This is a genomic window from Pseudomonas sp. B21-051 (assembly GCF_024748795.1).
GTDB lineage: Bacteria > Pseudomonadota > Gammaproteobacteria > Pseudomonadales > Pseudomonadaceae > Aquipseudomonas > Aquipseudomonas putida_A.
In genome coordinates this window covers 1,392,909-1,407,982 of record NZ_CP087166.1, presented here as the reverse complement: position 1 = coordinate 1,407,982, position 15,074 = coordinate 1,392,909, and the positions used below count along the sequence as shown (strand labels likewise).

The following is a 15,074-nucleotide window of genomic DNA, read 5'->3' as shown; positions in this document are numbered from 1 at the left end:
GGCTGCGATCTTTTGATCTAGCTTTTAAAAGGCAAAGTCAAAAGATCGCAGCCTGCGGCAGCTCCTACAAGGACAGTGCCGTCAGTACGGATTGCAGTGTTGGGCTACAGCGGTGGCCTGATCGACATACGGACGCGCCGGTTCAAGGTTCCACTCAGGCTTGTTCCTCACAGGCTTGCCCTCGTAGGTTGCCGCCAGATGGCAGACCATCTGCCGCCGCAACGACCCGCCATTGACGCTGTACTCACGCCATTGCGCATCGTCCTTGTGCTTGTTGTACAGCTCGGCAAACATCCGGTCGGTCTGGTCGTCCTTGATCGCCCGACCACACGCAGTCGGTACGACCGAGAGCGACCAGGTCTTCGGCCCCAGTTTCGGATCGGGACGTTGTACCCAAGTGCTGGACTCGATGTACTCGTCGCAGAATTTCGGTTCTGTCGGCGTCGAGGTCTGGATGCACGAGAAAGAGGCCTTGGCCACCGGGGTTTTCGGGAAGTCGATCTTGATGATGTTGCGATCCTTGCCGGTCTTGGCCTTGTAATCCTTCTGATTGGCCAACGCGTCGTTCAGACCGCGCTGATCGCTGTAGAAAAACGCCAGAATCGGCAGTTCATCGGTTTTCGGATTGCCCAGGCGCAGCTCGGTCTGAGTCTGAAACTCACGGCTGTTGATGACTTTGCGCGCGCCCATGAAATTGCGGAAGGCGTCGACCCGCTCCTTGCTGCTCATCGGATTGCGCATGTTGAAACCGCACTGCAACTGGTCCTGCTGGCGATTGTTGTTGTACTGGGTGAAGTGCGCGACCCAAGCATTCGGCGTCGCAATAGGTGGTTTCATGGCCTGGCAGACCGCCTCGGTCGGGGCGGTGTTCTTGTTGTCGCCACAGCCACGGTCGTTACGAAAATCGGTCCAGGCATCGTTGGGAAACGCGCAATAGACATGCACCGGCGTCTCGGGGTCTTTCACCAGATCCCGTGGCGTAATCAGATAGCCGTTCTGCGTGCTCATGCCAGGGTCTTCATAACTGATGCCGTCAGCCCGCATGAACGAGGCGGCAAACGTGCCCAGCTCCACGGCTTTCGGGCTGGGGTTCCAGACGTCCCACTTTTGCCCCTTGGCCGGATCGGCCCGGTGCGTGCCGCGCACCAGCAGCCCTGAGCAGTCAGACGCTGGGTCCTGACCGCAACTGTCGACGGTGTTGTTGTAGAGCTTTTCAACCTTCCTCAGCGTCTCGTCACATGACTCGGCGCTGGCCCATGCCGCATGCACCAACAGCGGCAATACGAGCAACGGGGCGATCCTGTTCAGACGTTTGTTCATGGCTTGCATCTCCTTGATTAGCCAACACACACACTTAACGCGGAACCGGGTTGCAACCGGCGGCGCGAGTCTCGCTGTCCGACAACGCCGGCCTGAACGGTTCCAGATTCCATGGCGTCTTGTTGCGGTAATTGACCAGCACGCAGCGCAGTTGCTGACGCATGCTGCCAGCGGACTTTTCGTTGTCGCGCCAGTTGCTGTCCGGCCCCTTGAGGGCGAACAACTGATCGTACAGAGCGCCGACCTGCTCACCGGGCAAGGCGCGTCCCGCCGCGGTGGGCACGATGCTCAGGCTCCATTCATCCTTGCGGGTGCCGGGGTCGTAACGTTTGATCCAGTCGGCGGAGGCGATGTATTGCGGTACAGGGGCGCCACCCACCACCATTTCGGCGATCGCCTGATCGGCAGCGACATAGCTGAAACGCTGTTCGGCTGGCTTGGTGAAGTCCAGACGCAGGATCGGCACGCTGTAGCCCTGGGCCTGGAGTTTTTTCTGGAAATTGCGCGCGCTGTTCAAACCGTTCTCCGGTTTCGGCGGCGCCTGATCACCGCGGGTCGCAAAATTCTGCGTGCTGTTGACGTTGTAGATGAAGGCATCGATGTACTTCATGTTTTCGCTGCCATCGTTGGTCGCGGTGGCGTTCTTCAACATGAACTCGTTGACCTGGGCACTGAAGGCAAAAGGATCCTTGTTGGTGGTGTTCGGCCGCGACTCGTGCACACGGATCATCGCGTGCCAGTCGCTGGTTTTTTCCGCGTTCCACGAACATTGGCTGTACTGGATCGGCCCCTTCATCAGCCCGGTGTATTTCTGCGTCCACTGCTCGGCGGTGGTCACCCCGGCCTCGGCACAGGTGCCATAAGCCAGCGCGGCATTGCGATTGTTCAGCGTGCCTTGCGCCGCGCGCGGCGGTTCGCGACTATCGAAGAATCCACAGCCATACCATTTACGCTCCGGCCCGGTGCCGCCATCAAACGCATAGATGCAGGTGAAACCCTGCTCTTTGACCGGCAGCTTCAACGCCGCCGCATCGGTGGGTGTGCGCAAGATGAAACCGGCCGGATGAATCAGAATCCGCGTGCTCAGATCCTTGCGAATCCACGAATAGGAAGTGGCGCCGATCTTGATTGCGTAGGGGCTGTAATCCCACGGATTGAACGGCCCGTCATTGACCATGCGCAAGGTCACGCCGCTGCAGTAATACAGCCCGCGCGCAGCACCGGTATCGGGTTCCTGGCAAGCGTCCTTGAGGGTGTTGTAGTTGCTGTTGATGCGCTTGAGCGTGTCCAGCGGATCAACCTGCGTCTGCGCGTAAGCCGTGCCGAACAGCAAGGGCAGCGTGCAGGCGAGCGCAAAAGAGGAAGTCCTGCGCAATAGCGCAGCGCGGACTGAGCGATCCTTCGTCATGAGATACCGTCCTGGTAAATCGGCCTGTGACAGAGGCCGTTGCAAATGACTATAGACGCGGAACCGAAGAAATCCCTGTAGGAGCTGCCGCAGGCTGCGATCTTTTGATCTGGCCTTTGAATTTAAAATCAAAGTCAAAAGATCGCAGCCTGCGGCAGCTCCTACAGGGATTTGCATTTTTTTCTGAAAAATTTCGGGGGCGCTGTAACGCATCGCCATGAGCTTTCTCTAGTGGGGTAAGCAAGCGCACTTCGCTTGTAAAACCCAAGCTCAAATCTGGAGAAACATCATGACTGCTACCACTCGCACCCTGTCCGCCGCTGCACTGGTTCTGGCTCTTGGTTCTGCCCTGAGCATGACTGCCGTTTCCAGCGCCAATGCCGCCGATAACAGCAACATGGAAAAATGCTTCGGTGTGGCCATGAAAGGTCACAACGATTGCGCCGCGGGCGCGGGCACTACCTGTGCCGGCACAGCGAAGATGGACTACCAGGCCAACTCGTGGAAATTCGTGCCAAAAGGCACCTGCACCACCACCGAGAGCGAGACCTCACCGACCGGTTTCGGTCAGATGGAAGCCTATAAAGCCAAGTCCTGATCCATTGCCTGCCCGAGTGACGCTCATGTTCACCACCAACGAACCTGTCCCACCGCGCACTCGGGCAGCCCTCTGCGGGCTCCCGCCCCGCGCGGGGCTGGGGCTCAAGACCGGGCACTTGCGTGAAGTGCTCGGCACCCGACCGGACATCGGTTTCCTCGAAGTCCACGCCGAAAACTACATGGTCGACGGCGGTCCGTTTCATCATTTTCTCGGGTTGATCCGCGAGCAGTATCCGCTGTCGCTGCACGGCGTCGGGTTGTCGATCGGGGCCGAAGGGCCACTGGACGTTCAGCACCTGCAACGCCTGCAAACACTGATCGAGCGCTATCAACCGCAAGCCTTTTCCGAACACCTGGCCTGGTCGAGCCACGGCCCGGTGTTCCTCAACGACCTGCTGCCGCTGGCGTATGACACGTCGACCCTGAACCGGGTCTGCGACCATATCGACCAAGTGCAGAACAGCCTCAAGCGGCCGATGCTGCTGGAAAATCCCGCCACTTATCTGGCGTTCCAACGCTCGACCATCGATGAGCCGCAGTTCATCGCCGAGGTGATCCGCCGCAGCGGCTGCGGTCTGCTGCTCGACGTCAACAACGTCTACGTCTCGTGCATCAATCATCAACGCGATCCACTGACCTACCTCGACGCGCTGCCGTTGCACGCGGTTGGCGAGATTCATCTGGCCGGGTTCGCCGAGGATGCCGACAGCCTCGGCGACCGCTTGCTGATCGATGATCACGGCGCGCCGATTGATGACGCGGTCTGGGCGCTGTACCGACAGGCGCTTGAACGCGTTGGCCCGGTGGCAACCTTGATCGAGCGGGACAATCAGGTCCCGGCGTTCAATGTGCTGCTGGCCGAGGCGCAGCAGGCCGAAGCGTTGTTGCTGCACGCTGGGAGTCGGCCATGAGCACGCAAGCCGACTTCAGCGCCGCCCTGCTCGACACTCGCCTGCCCTGCCCCGCCGGCCTGTGCAGCGCCAACGGCGCCGATCCTGCCAGCCGTTTTGCGGTGTATCGCAATAACGTGCAAGGTTCGTTGATCAACGCGCTGGCCGACAGTTATCCGGTGGTGCAGCAGTTGGTCGGCGAGGAATTCTTTCGCGCCATGGCAAGCATTTTCATCCAGCAACAGCCACCGCACAGTCCGTTGATGAGCCGTTACGGCGACGGTCTGGCGGACTTCATTGACGCATTCGAACCGGCGGCCGAGGTGCCGTATCTGGCCGATGTCGCACGGCTCGAACGCTTGCGCACCCGCGCTTATCACGCCGCCGATGCCGCGACGGTCAGTGCGCAACAGATCAGCGCTGCACTGGCCGATCCACAAACACTCGCCGAACTGAACATCACCCTGCATCCCTCGCTGCACCTGCTCGATTCGGCCTGTGCGGTGGTTTCGATCTGGGCGGCGCATCAAGGAGACACGACGCTGGAGGGCATCGATATTCATCAAGGCCAACACGCACTGGTGCTGCGCAACGGCCTGGAGGTCGAGGTCTTTGCTCTCCCTGATCACGGCGCCAGCGTGTTCATCCGCCATCTGCTCAATCATCGAGCGCTGCTGGACGCGGCGCAAGACAGTCCTCCTTTCGATCTGCCGCAGACCCTCGCCCTGCTGATCGGCCACAACGCCATCACCGACCTGAACACCAAGGTATCACCATGAACAACCTCATCACTCGCGCCATCGGACTCATGGAAAAAATCCCTCACAGCCTGATCGCCTTCATCGCGCGGTTCTCGATTGCCGCAGTGTTCTGGAAGTCCGGGCAGACCAAGGTCGAGGGGCTGGCCATCGACTTGATCGACGGCACTGTTCAACTCGGCTGGCCACGCTTGGCGGACTCGACGATTCCGTTGTTCCAGAGCGAATACCACGTGCCGCTGTTGTCACCGGAAATCGCCGCGCACATGGCGGCGTTTGCCGAACACTTCTTTCCGGTGCTGATATTGATCGGCTTCGCCACGAGATTTTCGGCGCTGGCGCTGCTGGGCATGACGCTGGTGATCGAGGTGTTCGTCTATCCCGATGCCTACCCGACCCATGGCACCTGGGCGGCGGTGTTGCTGTACCTGATGGCGACCGGGCCGGGGAAATTGTCGATTGATCACCTGATCGCCAGGTACTACAAACGCTGATGTCTCTGATGTCTCTGATGTCTCTGATGTCTCTGATGTCCCTGATGTCCCTGATGTCTCTGACGTCTCTGATATCTCTGTAGGAGCTGCCGAAGGCTGCGATCTTTTGATTTTCAAGATCAAAAGATCGCAGCCTTCGGCAGCTCCTACACGGGTATCACAGGTATCACAGGTTTCACGGACATCACGGACATCACGGACATCACGGACATCACGGACATCAGGGATATCACAGGCATCGTTGTCAATGCGCCAGGCGATCCAACGCCTCGCCGCTGCGTTTGAACCAGCCAATCAGATAATCCGCCAGCACCTGCGTGCGCTTGGGCAAACCACCCTGGTACGGATGCACCAGATACATCGGCATCCGCCGCGTCTGAAAATCGCGCAGCAGCCAGCGCAACCGGCCATCAGCCAACTCCGTTTGCAGCAGATACGACGGTAACCGCGCGATACCGGCACCGGCCAGTGCGGCTTTCTTCAGCAGGTTGTAATGGTTGCTGGCGAACGGCCCCGACACCCGCACCCGCAGCAATTCGTGCTGCTGGTGATACAGCCATTCCTCGCGGCCACTGTAGTGGCTGTTGAGCAGGCAGCGGTGTTCGGCCAGCTCCTGCGGGGTCAGCGGTTCGCCGAACTGCTCTAGATACGCCGGGCTGGCGCAGGTCATTTCCTGCCACGCCAGCAATGGTTTGGCCACCAGCCGTTCGTCATTGGCCACCTCGGTGCGAATCGCCAGATCGAAGCCATCCCGCGACAGGTCGCGATAGTGGTTGTTCAGCTCCAGCTCGATCTGTACCTCGGGGTATTGCTGCGAGAACTCCAGCAGCAAGCCGTCGAAAAACGTCTCTCCCAGCGACACCGGAACGGTCATCCGCACCGGGCCGGCCATGTCGTCCTTCAAACGCGCCAATGCCTGCCGCGCGCGCTCCACCTGGACGACCAGCGCTTGCGCCTGGGGCAGCAAAGCGGCGCCGGCGGCAGTCAGGCTCAGACGGCGCGTCGTACGTTGCAGCAACACCACGGAAAACTGCGCCTCCAGCTGACTGATGCGCTTGGACAACTGACCCTTGCTGCAACCCAGTTGCTGCGCCGCCAGAGTAAAGCTGCCGGCCTCGATCAACACCGCGAACGCCGCCAGATCATCCATTTCGCTCATGGATTGTTTCCATTTGAAAACCAAAGGTTGCCTATTAGTGCGCTTATCCGCAGAAAAAACCACTCTAGACTGAAACCTCGTTCAACCCATTGAGGAACAGTCCCATGAAGATTCTGTTGATCGGTGCCGCCGGCACCATCGGTTCGGCCGTGGATAAAGAGCTGAGCCAGCGTCACGAAGTGATTCGCATCGGTCGCAGCAGCGGCGACTTCCAGGTCGACATCAGCGACAGCGCGTCGATTCGCAAACTGTTCGAGCAAACCGGCAAGTTCGACGCGCTGGTCTGCGCCGCCGGCAACGTGACCTTCGCCCCACTCGGCGAGATGAACGCTGACAGCTTCGCCCTGGGCCTGAAAGACAAACTGATGGGCCAGGTCAACCTGCTGCTGATCGGCCGCGAATACGCCAACGACGGCGCCTCGTTCACCTTCACCACCGGCGTGCTCAGCCACGACCCGATCCGCTCCGGCGCCTCGGCGGCACTGGTCAACGGCGCGCTGGACAGCTTCGTCAAAGCCGCCGCCATCGAATTGCCGCGTGGCCTGCGCATCAACTCGATCAGCCCGACCGTGCTGCTGGAAGCGATGGGCAGCTACGCCCCGTACTTCCGTGGCTACAAGCCGGTTCCGGCAGCCGATGTGGCATTGGCCTACGCGAAAAGTGTCGAAGGGCTGCAAACCGGTCAGACTTTTCACGTCGGTTAAAAGCAAAAAGATCGCAGCCTGCGGCAGCTCCTACACAGGAGCGTGCGTCTGCATGTAGGAGCTGCCGCAGGCTGCGATCTTTTGCATTTGATGGTCAGCCTGCGTAACGTGGCGGCACTTGTCTGGAGAGCCGAAGATGCGTGTTGCCCGTTCGTTGATCGTTGTTGCCCTGCTGCCATTGTTCGCCGCCTGCCAATTGCTCGATGGCTCGCGTGAAAGCGCGTCCCACATCGGACAAACCCGAATGCAGGGGCAGTTGACGGCAGCCGACGGCAAACTGGTGTTCCAGCCGTGTGGCGAACAGCGTCAGTACGTGGTCAACGACATCGGCGGCACCAGCGTGCTGCAAGAAGCCGCGACCCTCGCCGATCAGCAGGGCAAGCTGTTTGCCGATGTGCGCGGGAAGATCGCCGGCGACCGCCTCGACCTCGGCCAGTTGTATCGCGTCGAGCGCTCCGGCACCGCGTGCGATGACCCGAACTTCAAACTGTTGATCCTGCGTGCCGCCGGCCACGGGCCCGAGTGGAACGTCAAAGTCAGCGGCAAGGGCATGGTCATCGACCGCGAAGGCCAGCCGGCGCTGGCGGTGCCTTATGTCGAAGAGCAATTGGGCGACGGCCGCTTCAACCTCAGCAGCGAAGCCAACAACCAGCACATCGAGTTGTGGGTCGCGCCGCAACGCTGCATCGACAGCAGCACCGGCAGCGTGCAGCACATGAACGCCGAGCTGCGCATCGACGGCAAGGTCGAGCGTGGTTGCGGGTATTTCGGCGGATCGCGCAACGACTGAGCGTTTTAGCCTCACCGGATCCGGCCTTTGCGGCTTATAATCGCGGCCTTCAAACGCCCTGGCGCAGTTGTGCGCCCCGCGAATCCGGATCCTCGCCATGTTACGAATCACCGAACTCAAGCTGCCAATCGACCATCCCGAAGAAGACCTGCGTACCGCCATCGTGCAGCGTCTGGGCATCGCCAGCGATGATTTGCTCGATTTCACCTTGTTCAAGCGCAGCTACGACGCGCGCAAAAAGTCCTCCGAGCTGTGCTTCATCTACACCATCGACCTCAACGTGCGCGACGAGGCCAAGGTGCTGGGCAAGTTCGCCGACGACCGTAACGTCAACGTGGCGCCGGATGTCAGCTACAAATTCGTCGGTCAGGCGCCGAGCGACCTGAGCCAGCGCCCGATCGTGGTCGGTTTCGGCCCGTGCGGGATCTTCGCCGGTCTGTTGCTGGCGCAGATGGGCTTCAAACCGATCATCCTTGAACGCGGCACCGAAGTTCGTCAGCGCACCAAAGACACCTGGGGCCTGTGGCGTAAAAGCGTGCTCAACCCCGAGTCCAACGTGCAGTTCGGCGAAGGCGGCGCGGGCACGTTCTCCGACGGCAAGCTGTACAGCCAGATCAAGGATCCGAAGTTTCTCGGCCGTAAAGTCCTGCACGAATTCGTCAAGGCCGGCGCGCCGGAAGAAATCCTCTACGTCAGCAAACCGCACATCGGTACGTTCCGGCTGACCGGCATGGTCGAGACCATGCGTGAAGAGATCCGCGCCCTGGGCGGCGAAGTGCGTTTCCAGGAGCGCGTCACCGACGTGCTCATCGAAGACGGCCAACTGGTCGGCGTCGAACTGGCGAGCGGTGAAACCCTGCATTCGAAACACGTGGTCCTGGCCCTCGGCCACAGTGCCCGCGACACCTTCCGCATGCTTCACAGCCGTGGCGTGTTCATGGAAGCCAAGCCGTTCTCGGTGGGCTTCCGCATCGAACACCCTCAATCGCTGATCGACCGCGCGCGCCTGGGCAAGTACGCCGGCCACCCGAAACTCGGTGCCGCCGACTACAAATTGGTGCACCACGCCAAGAACGGCCGTTCGGTCTACAGCTTCTGCATGTGCCCGGGCGGCACCGTGGTGGCGGCGACTTCCGAGCCGAATCGCGTGGTCACCAACGGCATGAGCCAGTACTCGCGTAACGAGCGCAACGCCAACTCCGGGATCGTCGTCGGCATCACCCCGGAAGTCGATTACCCGGGCGGCCCGCTGGCCGGTATCGAGTTGCAGGAGCGTCTGGAATCCCACGCTTTCATCCTCGGCGGCAGCGATTACAAAGCCCCGGCGCAACTGGTCGGCGACTTCATCAACGGCACCCCGTCCACCGAGCTGGGCGAAGTCGAGCCATCGTACAAACCGGGCGTGGCCCTGGGCGACCTGGCCCTGGCGCTGCCGGACTTTGCCATCGAAGCGATTCGTGAAGCGTTGCCGGCGTTCGAAAAGCAGATTCGCGGCTACTCGCTGCACGACGCGGTGTTGACCGGGATCGAAACCCGCACCTCGTCGCCGCTGCGCATCACGCGTAATGAGTCGCTGCAAAGCATGAACGTCAAAGGCCTGTTCCCGGCGGGTGAAGGTGCGGGTTATGCCGGCGGGATTCTGTCGGCGGGTGTCGACGGGATTCGAATTGCCGAGGCCGTTGCGCGCGACATTCTTGGTCTGGAAGACTGATCAGCATGAGCTGACTCAACATAAAACCCTGTGGGAGCGAGCCTGCTCGCGAAAGCGGTATTTCAGACAACAATGATGTTGAATGAGATGACGCCTTCGCGAGCAGGCTCGCTCCCACATTGGTCTCTGTATTCGGCTTTAGATATTCGCGCGCTGGACTGAGTCAGGCAGCGCCTCACCTTTCTCGGCACTCGCCGCCACCGCCGCAATCAATCCCTCCAGCTCATAGCCCTGCGCCTTCAGCCAGGCCTGATCGTAATAGGTGTCGGCATAGCGCTCGCCGCCATCGCAGAGAATCGCCACGATCGACCCCGACTCCCCCGCCGCTTTCATCTGTTGCGCCGCCATCAGCGCGCCGATCAGGTTGGTGCCGCTCGACCCGCCGACATGCCGTCCCAGACGCTGCGCCAGATAATGCATGGCCGCCAGCGACAAGGCGTCGGGCACCTTGACCATCGCATCAATCACCTTCGGCAGGAACGAGGCCTCGACCCGTGGCCGGCCGATGCCTTCGATCCGTGAACCGCAGTCCAGACGCAGACTGGCGTCGCCGGTCTGGTAGAAATCGAAGAACACCGAGCGCTCGGCATCGGCGCACAACACGCGGGTGCAATGCTGGCGATAACGCACGTAGCGGCCGAGGGTCGCGGTGGTGCCGCCGGTGCCGGGGCTGGAAATCAGCCAGCTCGGTTCCGGGTGTTTCTCGAAACGCATCTGCTGGAAGATCGACTCCGCGATGTTGTTGTTCGCCCGCCAGTCGGTAGCCCGCTCGGCATAGGTGAACTGGTCGATGAAGTGGCCGCCATGCTCGCGAGCCAAGCGCTCGGACTCGGCGTAAATCTGCGTCGGATCCTTTACCAGATGGCTCTGGCCACCGTAGAAAGCGATCTGCGCGATCTTCTCTTTCGAGGTGGTTGCCGGCATCACCGCAATGAATGGCAAACCGAGCATGCGCGCGAAATACGCCTCGGAAATCGCCGTCGAGCCGCTGGACGCCTCGATCACCGGCGCGCCCGGCTTGAGCCAGCCGTTACACAACGCATACAGGAACAACGACCGCGCCAGGCGATGCTTGAGGCTGCCGGTGGGATGGCTCGACTCGTCCTTGAAATACAACTCGATGCCTGCAAACCCCGGCAGCGGCAAGGGGATCAGATGGGTGTCGGCGCTGCGCTGGAAATCCGCTTCGATGATGCGGATGGCTTCGCGGGCCCACTGGCGGTTGTCGCTCATGGTCATGTTCTCGTTGAGTCGGGCAGGAATTGCCTCGTCACAGGCTCAGCCATCAAGCATAGGAAAAAACCTGCAAGGCTCACAGATACAGCTGAGGCTCAATTCCTCCACCAACTGCCAGGCTCTGTGCAAATGGGTATCAGGCTTTTGCAGTTACTGCGCAGAACCCTTCCCCTCGTTCTTTGGGCTGGCGTGGCCTGCTCGCCCCCTGCCTGACAAATAGCGAACAATCCGCACTTAATCAACGACCCGTCCTACAGCCAGCATTTGTCCACTTCGTTAACGTCGCACAGCCCTTTCGAGGGTCTGTCGATGGATGAACGAAAGGACGCTCAGTGGCTCGCAACAAGGACATTCCCCGGGTCCCCAACCCGCCGGCGGGCGACGGTCATCACGTCACCTGGCGCTACATGACGGCCACTGAACTGGCTGAGCGCGAAGCCCGACAAAATGCGTACGACGCCATGCTGGCGCGGCAGGAGGCCTTCGAGCGCAGTCGAGAGGTTGCGGCGAAAAAGCCTGATCCCGTACGCGCCGGGTGCGTGTTCGCCAAGTCCTGCAAGTTGCCGGACGCGATCATCGATTACTCGAATCGAAAGCGGCGGACGGGATTCTGGTGAATCCGGTTTATCCGCCGGAGTATCGGGATTTCATTCTGGTGTTTCCAGCGAATTCGGGGGTTCGGCCGGTTTACATTGTTCTAAGCACAGGCGACCACAACTACCATAAAGCCCCTGAAGGTCTGACAGCATTTCCTGAAGCTGTGAAAGACAAACCAAAAAGCAGCGTACAAGGTGGCGGCGCTCGTCGTAAGCGCTGGAAAGATCTTAAAGGACGCATTTTTGAGTGGGATAGCCAACACGGAACGGTAGAAATGTACGACAAACAGGGGAAACACCTTGGAGAGTTCAATCCTCAAACTGGCGAACAGACAAAACCTGCCAAACCCGGGCGAACCACTCCCAAGTAATCAAGAGGCGCTTATGTACTTGTGCATCACAGGGTTCTTACCCGACATTTTCGACGATAGCTCACTCAAGTATGAACTGGTCGTTGATCCTGCTTTTAACGACCGGATCGTGAAGCTCCTGGGCCACAAGAGCCTCAACGCCATGGCAGAAGGAGAATGGCTGTTGACTGCAGAGCAGGCGCAACAGATTGCGATGCTGACTGATGAGTTCATTCCAACCAACCTGGAATTGTTTATTGGTATTGAGATGTAAGCATCGCACCGAGAAATCCAAAAACAAAAAACCCCGACCAGTCACCTGATCGGGGTTTTCTTCTACCGCTCGTTTCCGCTTAGTGCGAAACGCGGCTGGTGCCACCGACGGTGGAGATGCGCACGCGCTCACCGACACGGAACACTTCGTTTTCCTGAACCTGTTGCACGTAGGCGCGCATGCTGCCGTCGTCTTCGCGCACGGTGATTTCCACGCCCTGGGTGCGGGTCAGGCCTTCTTCGGTGGCCGAACCGATCAGGCCACCGGCCACGGCGCCGATGACCGCCGCGACGATGCTGCCCTTGCCGCCACCGATGGCGCTGCCGCCGACACCGCCGACCACTGCGCCTGCTGCGCCGCCGATCGGAGTCTTGGTGCCTTCGATTTTCACCGGACGCAGGGATTCGATGGTGCCCATGCGAATCGTCTGCACACGACGCGCTTCGTCACGGGAGTAGGAGTCACCGGTCAGGCTCGACTGGCAGCCGGTCAGCAACATCGCCATCGTGGAAAAGGAAGCAACCAGCAGAACAGACTTACGCATAGCATCAACTCCAAAAGAACAGGTGTTCATTAAACCCCGCTGCTTGACGCCTGTCACGACGCAGCCCGGATAAACTTGATTTTATTCAGGCCCGGTACAGGCACCTGCAGACCCACCCAACAGTAGCGCCAAATCGTCCAATCCGCCCTACCGACCCAAGGATTTTCATGGATTACCTGATCATTTTCGTCACCACCGTCGCCGGTCTGTACTTCCATTGGTGGCTGTACGTGCGGATCAAACGCTGGATGGATCGTGATCTGGCCCTGTCGCTGGCGGGCAGGGATGAAGACAAACGCGCCTTCATGCTGGAACGACTGGCCGATGCCCGCGTGCGGAGGATCAAGCGTCGGGACCTGCCGCAGTGGCTTGAGGCCGCTGCGGCAGGCTATCCCGCTCGGTAGACTGCTCAGGGCGCCAGACGTTCAAGAATCCAGTTGGCACCCTGCTGACGGTAGTTCAGGCGATCGTGCAGACGACTTGGACGGCCCTGCCAGAACTCGATGCGCTCGGGCAGCAAACGATAACCGCCCCAGTGTTCCGGGCATTCCGGCTGAGTATCGCTGAAGCGCTGCTCGGTGGCCTTGAGCAGATCTTCCAGCTCGCCGCGCCCGTTGATCACCCGGCTCTGCGGTGAGGCCCAGGCGCCGAGCCGGCTGCCCAGCGGTCGCACCTGATAATACGCGTCGGACTCTTGCGCCGTGACCTTCACCACCCGCCCTTCGATGCGCACCTGGCGTTCCAGGGTTGGCCAGAAAAACGTCATGGCCGCGAAAGGATTCGCCGCCAGATGCTGGCCCTTGGCGCTGTCGTAGTTGGTGAAAAAGGTAAAGCCCTGCGCGTCCAGGCCCTTGAGCAGCAGAATGCGGCAATGCGGCCGCCCGTCCGAGTCCACCGTGGCCAGGGTCATGGCGTTGGCCTCCACCGGCGCCTGTTCGGTTTTCACCGCGTCGGCAAACCATTGGTGGAACAGCGCAAACGGCTCGCCCGGGGCTTGTGCTTCGGTCAGTCCGTCCCGGGTGTAATCACGACGCATATCTGCCAGAGCCTGGGTCATGGCGCATTCCTTTTCGTTAGCGGATCACTGCTTGGAAGTATCGCTTGCGGCAACTTTCTTGTCAGTCGCCGCGGCTTTGGCCGGAGCGGTTTTCTTGGCCGGCGTTTTTGCCGGTGCCTTGGTCGCCGCTTTTTTCGCAGGCGCCTTGGCGGCGGCTTTCTTCGCTGGAGCCTTTTTAGTCGCAGGTACGGCGGCCTTCGAAGCAGCAGGTGCCGGGGTTACCGGTTTGGCTGCTGGCTTGACGTCCTGTGCCGCGATCATCGTGGTCGGTGCCGGCGCTGGCATGTTGTACTTGCTCAGCAGCGCAACCATGGTGTTCTGCGGGGTCACCAGCAGTTCGACGCGACGGTTCAGGGCACGGCCTTCGGCGCTGTCGTTGGCCGCACGCGGGGCATCGCCCCCCATGCCGCGCAGCATCAGACGATCGCGCTGCAAGCCGCTCAGGCGGAAGATTGCCGCTACGGACTGGGCGCGCTCCTGGCTGAGTTTGACGTTGGCCGGCGCGGCACCGGTGTTGTCGCTGTGACCGAGTACCAGGACTGCGGTTTTCGGGTCAGCTTCGAGGATTTTCGCGACGTTGGTGAACGGGCTGAGGGTCACCGGCAGCAGCATCGCTGGACGTTTCGGGTTGAACGAGCCTTCAACCGGCGCGATCACCACCAGCACGTTGTCACGGCGCTCGAGTTGCAGATTGCTGTCCTTGATCGCCGCACGCAGGCGTGGCTCGTAGTCATCCAGCCAGGCCTGGGTGACTTTCGGGTCAGGCATCGGCACCACTTTGGCAGTCGATTGATCCTTGCCGCCGAACGGCCACCACCACTTTGTGCCGGTGTCGGCATCGGCCTTGGCCACTACCGCCGGTTTGGCTTCGGGTTTTACCTCGGGTTTTACATCGGCCTTGGCCGCCGCATCATCGGAACCGCCGAACGGCCAGTACCAGTGGCTGCTGCTTTCAGTCTTGGCCACAGGTGCCGCAGCGGCAGGTTTGAGCGGCGCCGGGGCTGCGACAGGAGCCGGGGCTGGGGCCGGCTCTTTGGCCGCCACTTTGTCGGAGGAACCGAACGGCCACCAGCTACCGCCGTCCGCATCGTTTTTAGGAGTCTGTGCACAACCGGTAATCGCAACACACAGGGCCAGGGCGAGAGTTTTTTTGGATGACATTGAAAATCCACAAAGTGAAGTA

Annotated in this window: 16 protein-coding genes and 1 pseudogene; 10 read left to right on the top strand and 7 right to left on the bottom strand. The window is 60.6% G+C overall.

Going from position 1 to position 15,074, the window contains the following annotated elements; genetic code table 11:
• Positions 1-81: 81 nt before the first annotated feature.
• The gene (locus LOY52_RS06265; protein ID WP_258678733.1) at positions 82-1,320 is read right to left on the bottom strand and encodes a DUF2599 domain-containing protein; all 1,239 of its coding nucleotides are present in this window, start codon (positions 1,318-1,320) and stop codon (positions 82-84) included.
• A gap of 34 nt (positions 1,321-1,354) precedes the next feature.
• Entirely contained in the window at positions 1,355-2,728 is a 1,374-nt protein-coding gene (locus tag LOY52_RS06260; protein ID WP_258678731.1) for a DUF2599 domain-containing protein, read from the bottom strand.
• A gap of 289 nt (positions 2,729-3,017) precedes the next feature.
• Here LOY52_RS06260 and LOY52_RS06255 point away from each other — a divergent pair, with 289 nt between their 5' ends.
• Genes LOY52_RS06255 through LOY52_RS06240 form a run of 4 tightly spaced genes read left to right on the top strand, consistent with a single transcriptional unit; the run spans position 3,018 to position 5,470 of the window.
• Positions 3,018-3,326: a DUF2282 domain-containing protein gene (locus LOY52_RS06255; RefSeq protein ID WP_258678729.1), complete on the top strand. Its 309-nt coding sequence runs from the start codon at positions 3,018-3,020 to the stop codon at positions 3,324-3,326.
• Positions 3,327-3,351: 25 nt separating this feature from the next.
• The gene (locus LOY52_RS06250) at positions 3,352-4,239 is read left to right on the top strand and encodes a DUF692 domain-containing protein (RefSeq protein WP_258678724.1); all 888 of its coding nucleotides are present in this window, start codon (positions 3,352-3,354) and stop codon (positions 4,237-4,239) included.
• Positions 4,236-4,997 (top strand): DUF2063 domain-containing protein, encoded by a 762-nt coding sequence (locus LOY52_RS06245; protein ID WP_258678723.1) that lies wholly within the window; start codon positions 4,236-4,238, stop codon positions 4,995-4,997. The genes LOY52_RS06250 and LOY52_RS06245 overlap by 4 nt, the downstream gene beginning before the upstream one ends.
• Positions 4,994-5,470: a DoxX family protein gene (locus LOY52_RS06240; RefSeq protein WP_258678721.1), complete on the top strand. Its 477-nt coding sequence runs from the start codon at positions 4,994-4,996 to the stop codon at positions 5,468-5,470. Before LOY52_RS06245 ends, LOY52_RS06240 begins: the two co-directional genes overlap by 4 nt.
• 244 nt (positions 5,471-5,714) lie before the next feature.
• Here LOY52_RS06240 and LOY52_RS06235 read toward each other — a convergent pair whose 3' ends face one another.
• Positions 5,715-6,629 (bottom strand): LysR family transcriptional regulator, encoded by a 915-nt coding sequence (locus LOY52_RS06235; protein WP_258678719.1) that lies wholly within the window; start codon positions 6,627-6,629, stop codon positions 5,715-5,717.
• A 104-nt stretch (positions 6,630-6,733) separates the two neighbouring features.
• On the opposite strand from LOY52_RS06235, the gene LOY52_RS06230 reads away from it, so the two are divergent.
• From LOY52_RS06230 to LOY52_RS06220, 3 genes are all read left to right on the top strand, one after another.
• Positions 6,734-7,333 carry a short chain dehydrogenase gene (locus LOY52_RS06230; protein WP_258678718.1) on the top strand — a complete coding sequence of 200 codons (600 nt, stop codon included), beginning with the start codon at positions 6,734-6,736 and terminating at the stop codon, positions 7,331-7,333.
• Positions 7,334-7,469: 136 nt separating this feature from the next.
• Positions 7,470-8,123, top strand: a complete 654-nt coding sequence (locus LOY52_RS06225) for a COG3650 family protein (RefSeq protein WP_258678717.1) — start codon at positions 7,470-7,472, stop codon at positions 8,121-8,123.
• 97 nt (positions 8,124-8,220) lie between these two features.
• Positions 8,221-9,834 carry an NAD(P)/FAD-dependent oxidoreductase gene (locus tag LOY52_RS06220; RefSeq protein ID WP_258678715.1) on the top strand — a complete coding sequence of 538 codons (1,614 nt, stop codon included), beginning with the start codon at positions 8,221-8,223 and terminating at the stop codon, positions 9,832-9,834.
• Between the two features lie 138 nt (positions 9,835-9,972).
• On the opposite strand, the gene LOY52_RS06215 is transcribed toward LOY52_RS06220, so the two are convergent.
• Complete coding sequence (locus LOY52_RS06215; protein ID WP_408980422.1) at positions 9,973-11,067, bottom strand: PLP-dependent cysteine synthase family protein; 1,095 nt, start codon at positions 11,065-11,067, stop codon at positions 9,973-9,975.
• A 335-nt stretch (positions 11,068-11,402) separates the two neighbouring features.
• Between LOY52_RS06215 and LOY52_RS06210 the strand changes: the two are divergent.
• Positions 11,403-12,037 (top strand): annotated as a pseudogene (locus LOY52_RS06210) (colicin E3/pyocin S6 family cytotoxin).
• A gap of 13 nt (positions 12,038-12,050) precedes the next feature.
• Positions 12,051-12,290 carry a pyocin S6 family toxin immunity protein gene (locus LOY52_RS06205; RefSeq protein ID WP_258678712.1) on the top strand — a complete coding sequence of 80 codons (240 nt, stop codon included), beginning with the start codon at positions 12,051-12,053 and terminating at the stop codon, positions 12,288-12,290.
• A 79-nt stretch (positions 12,291-12,369) separates the two neighbouring features.
• Here LOY52_RS06205 and LOY52_RS06200 read toward each other — a convergent pair whose 3' ends face one another.
• Positions 12,370-12,834: a glycine zipper 2TM domain-containing protein gene (locus LOY52_RS06200; RefSeq protein ID WP_007969461.1), complete on the bottom strand. Its 465-nt coding sequence runs from the start codon at positions 12,832-12,834 to the stop codon at positions 12,370-12,372.
• A 167-nt stretch (positions 12,835-13,001) separates the two neighbouring features.
• On the opposite strand from LOY52_RS06200, the gene LOY52_RS06195 reads away from it, so the two are divergent.
• Complete coding sequence (locus LOY52_RS06195) at positions 13,002-13,238, top strand: hypothetical protein (protein ID WP_258678709.1); 237 nt, start codon at positions 13,002-13,004, stop codon at positions 13,236-13,238.
• 5 nt (positions 13,239-13,243) lie between these two features.
• Here LOY52_RS06195 and pdxH read toward each other — a convergent pair whose 3' ends face one another.
• Together pdxH and LOY52_RS06185 are read right to left on the bottom strand one after the other, a co-directional pair.
• Positions 13,244-13,891, bottom strand: coding sequence for a pyridoxamine 5'-phosphate oxidase (pdxH, locus tag LOY52_RS06190; protein WP_258678707.1), 648 nt, complete (start codon positions 13,889-13,891; stop codon positions 13,244-13,246).
• 24 nt (positions 13,892-13,915) lie between these two features.
• Complete coding sequence (locus LOY52_RS06185; protein WP_258678705.1) at positions 13,916-15,052, bottom strand: OmpA family protein; 1,137 nt, start codon at positions 15,050-15,052, stop codon at positions 13,916-13,918.
• Positions 15,053-15,074: the final 22 nt, after the last annotated feature.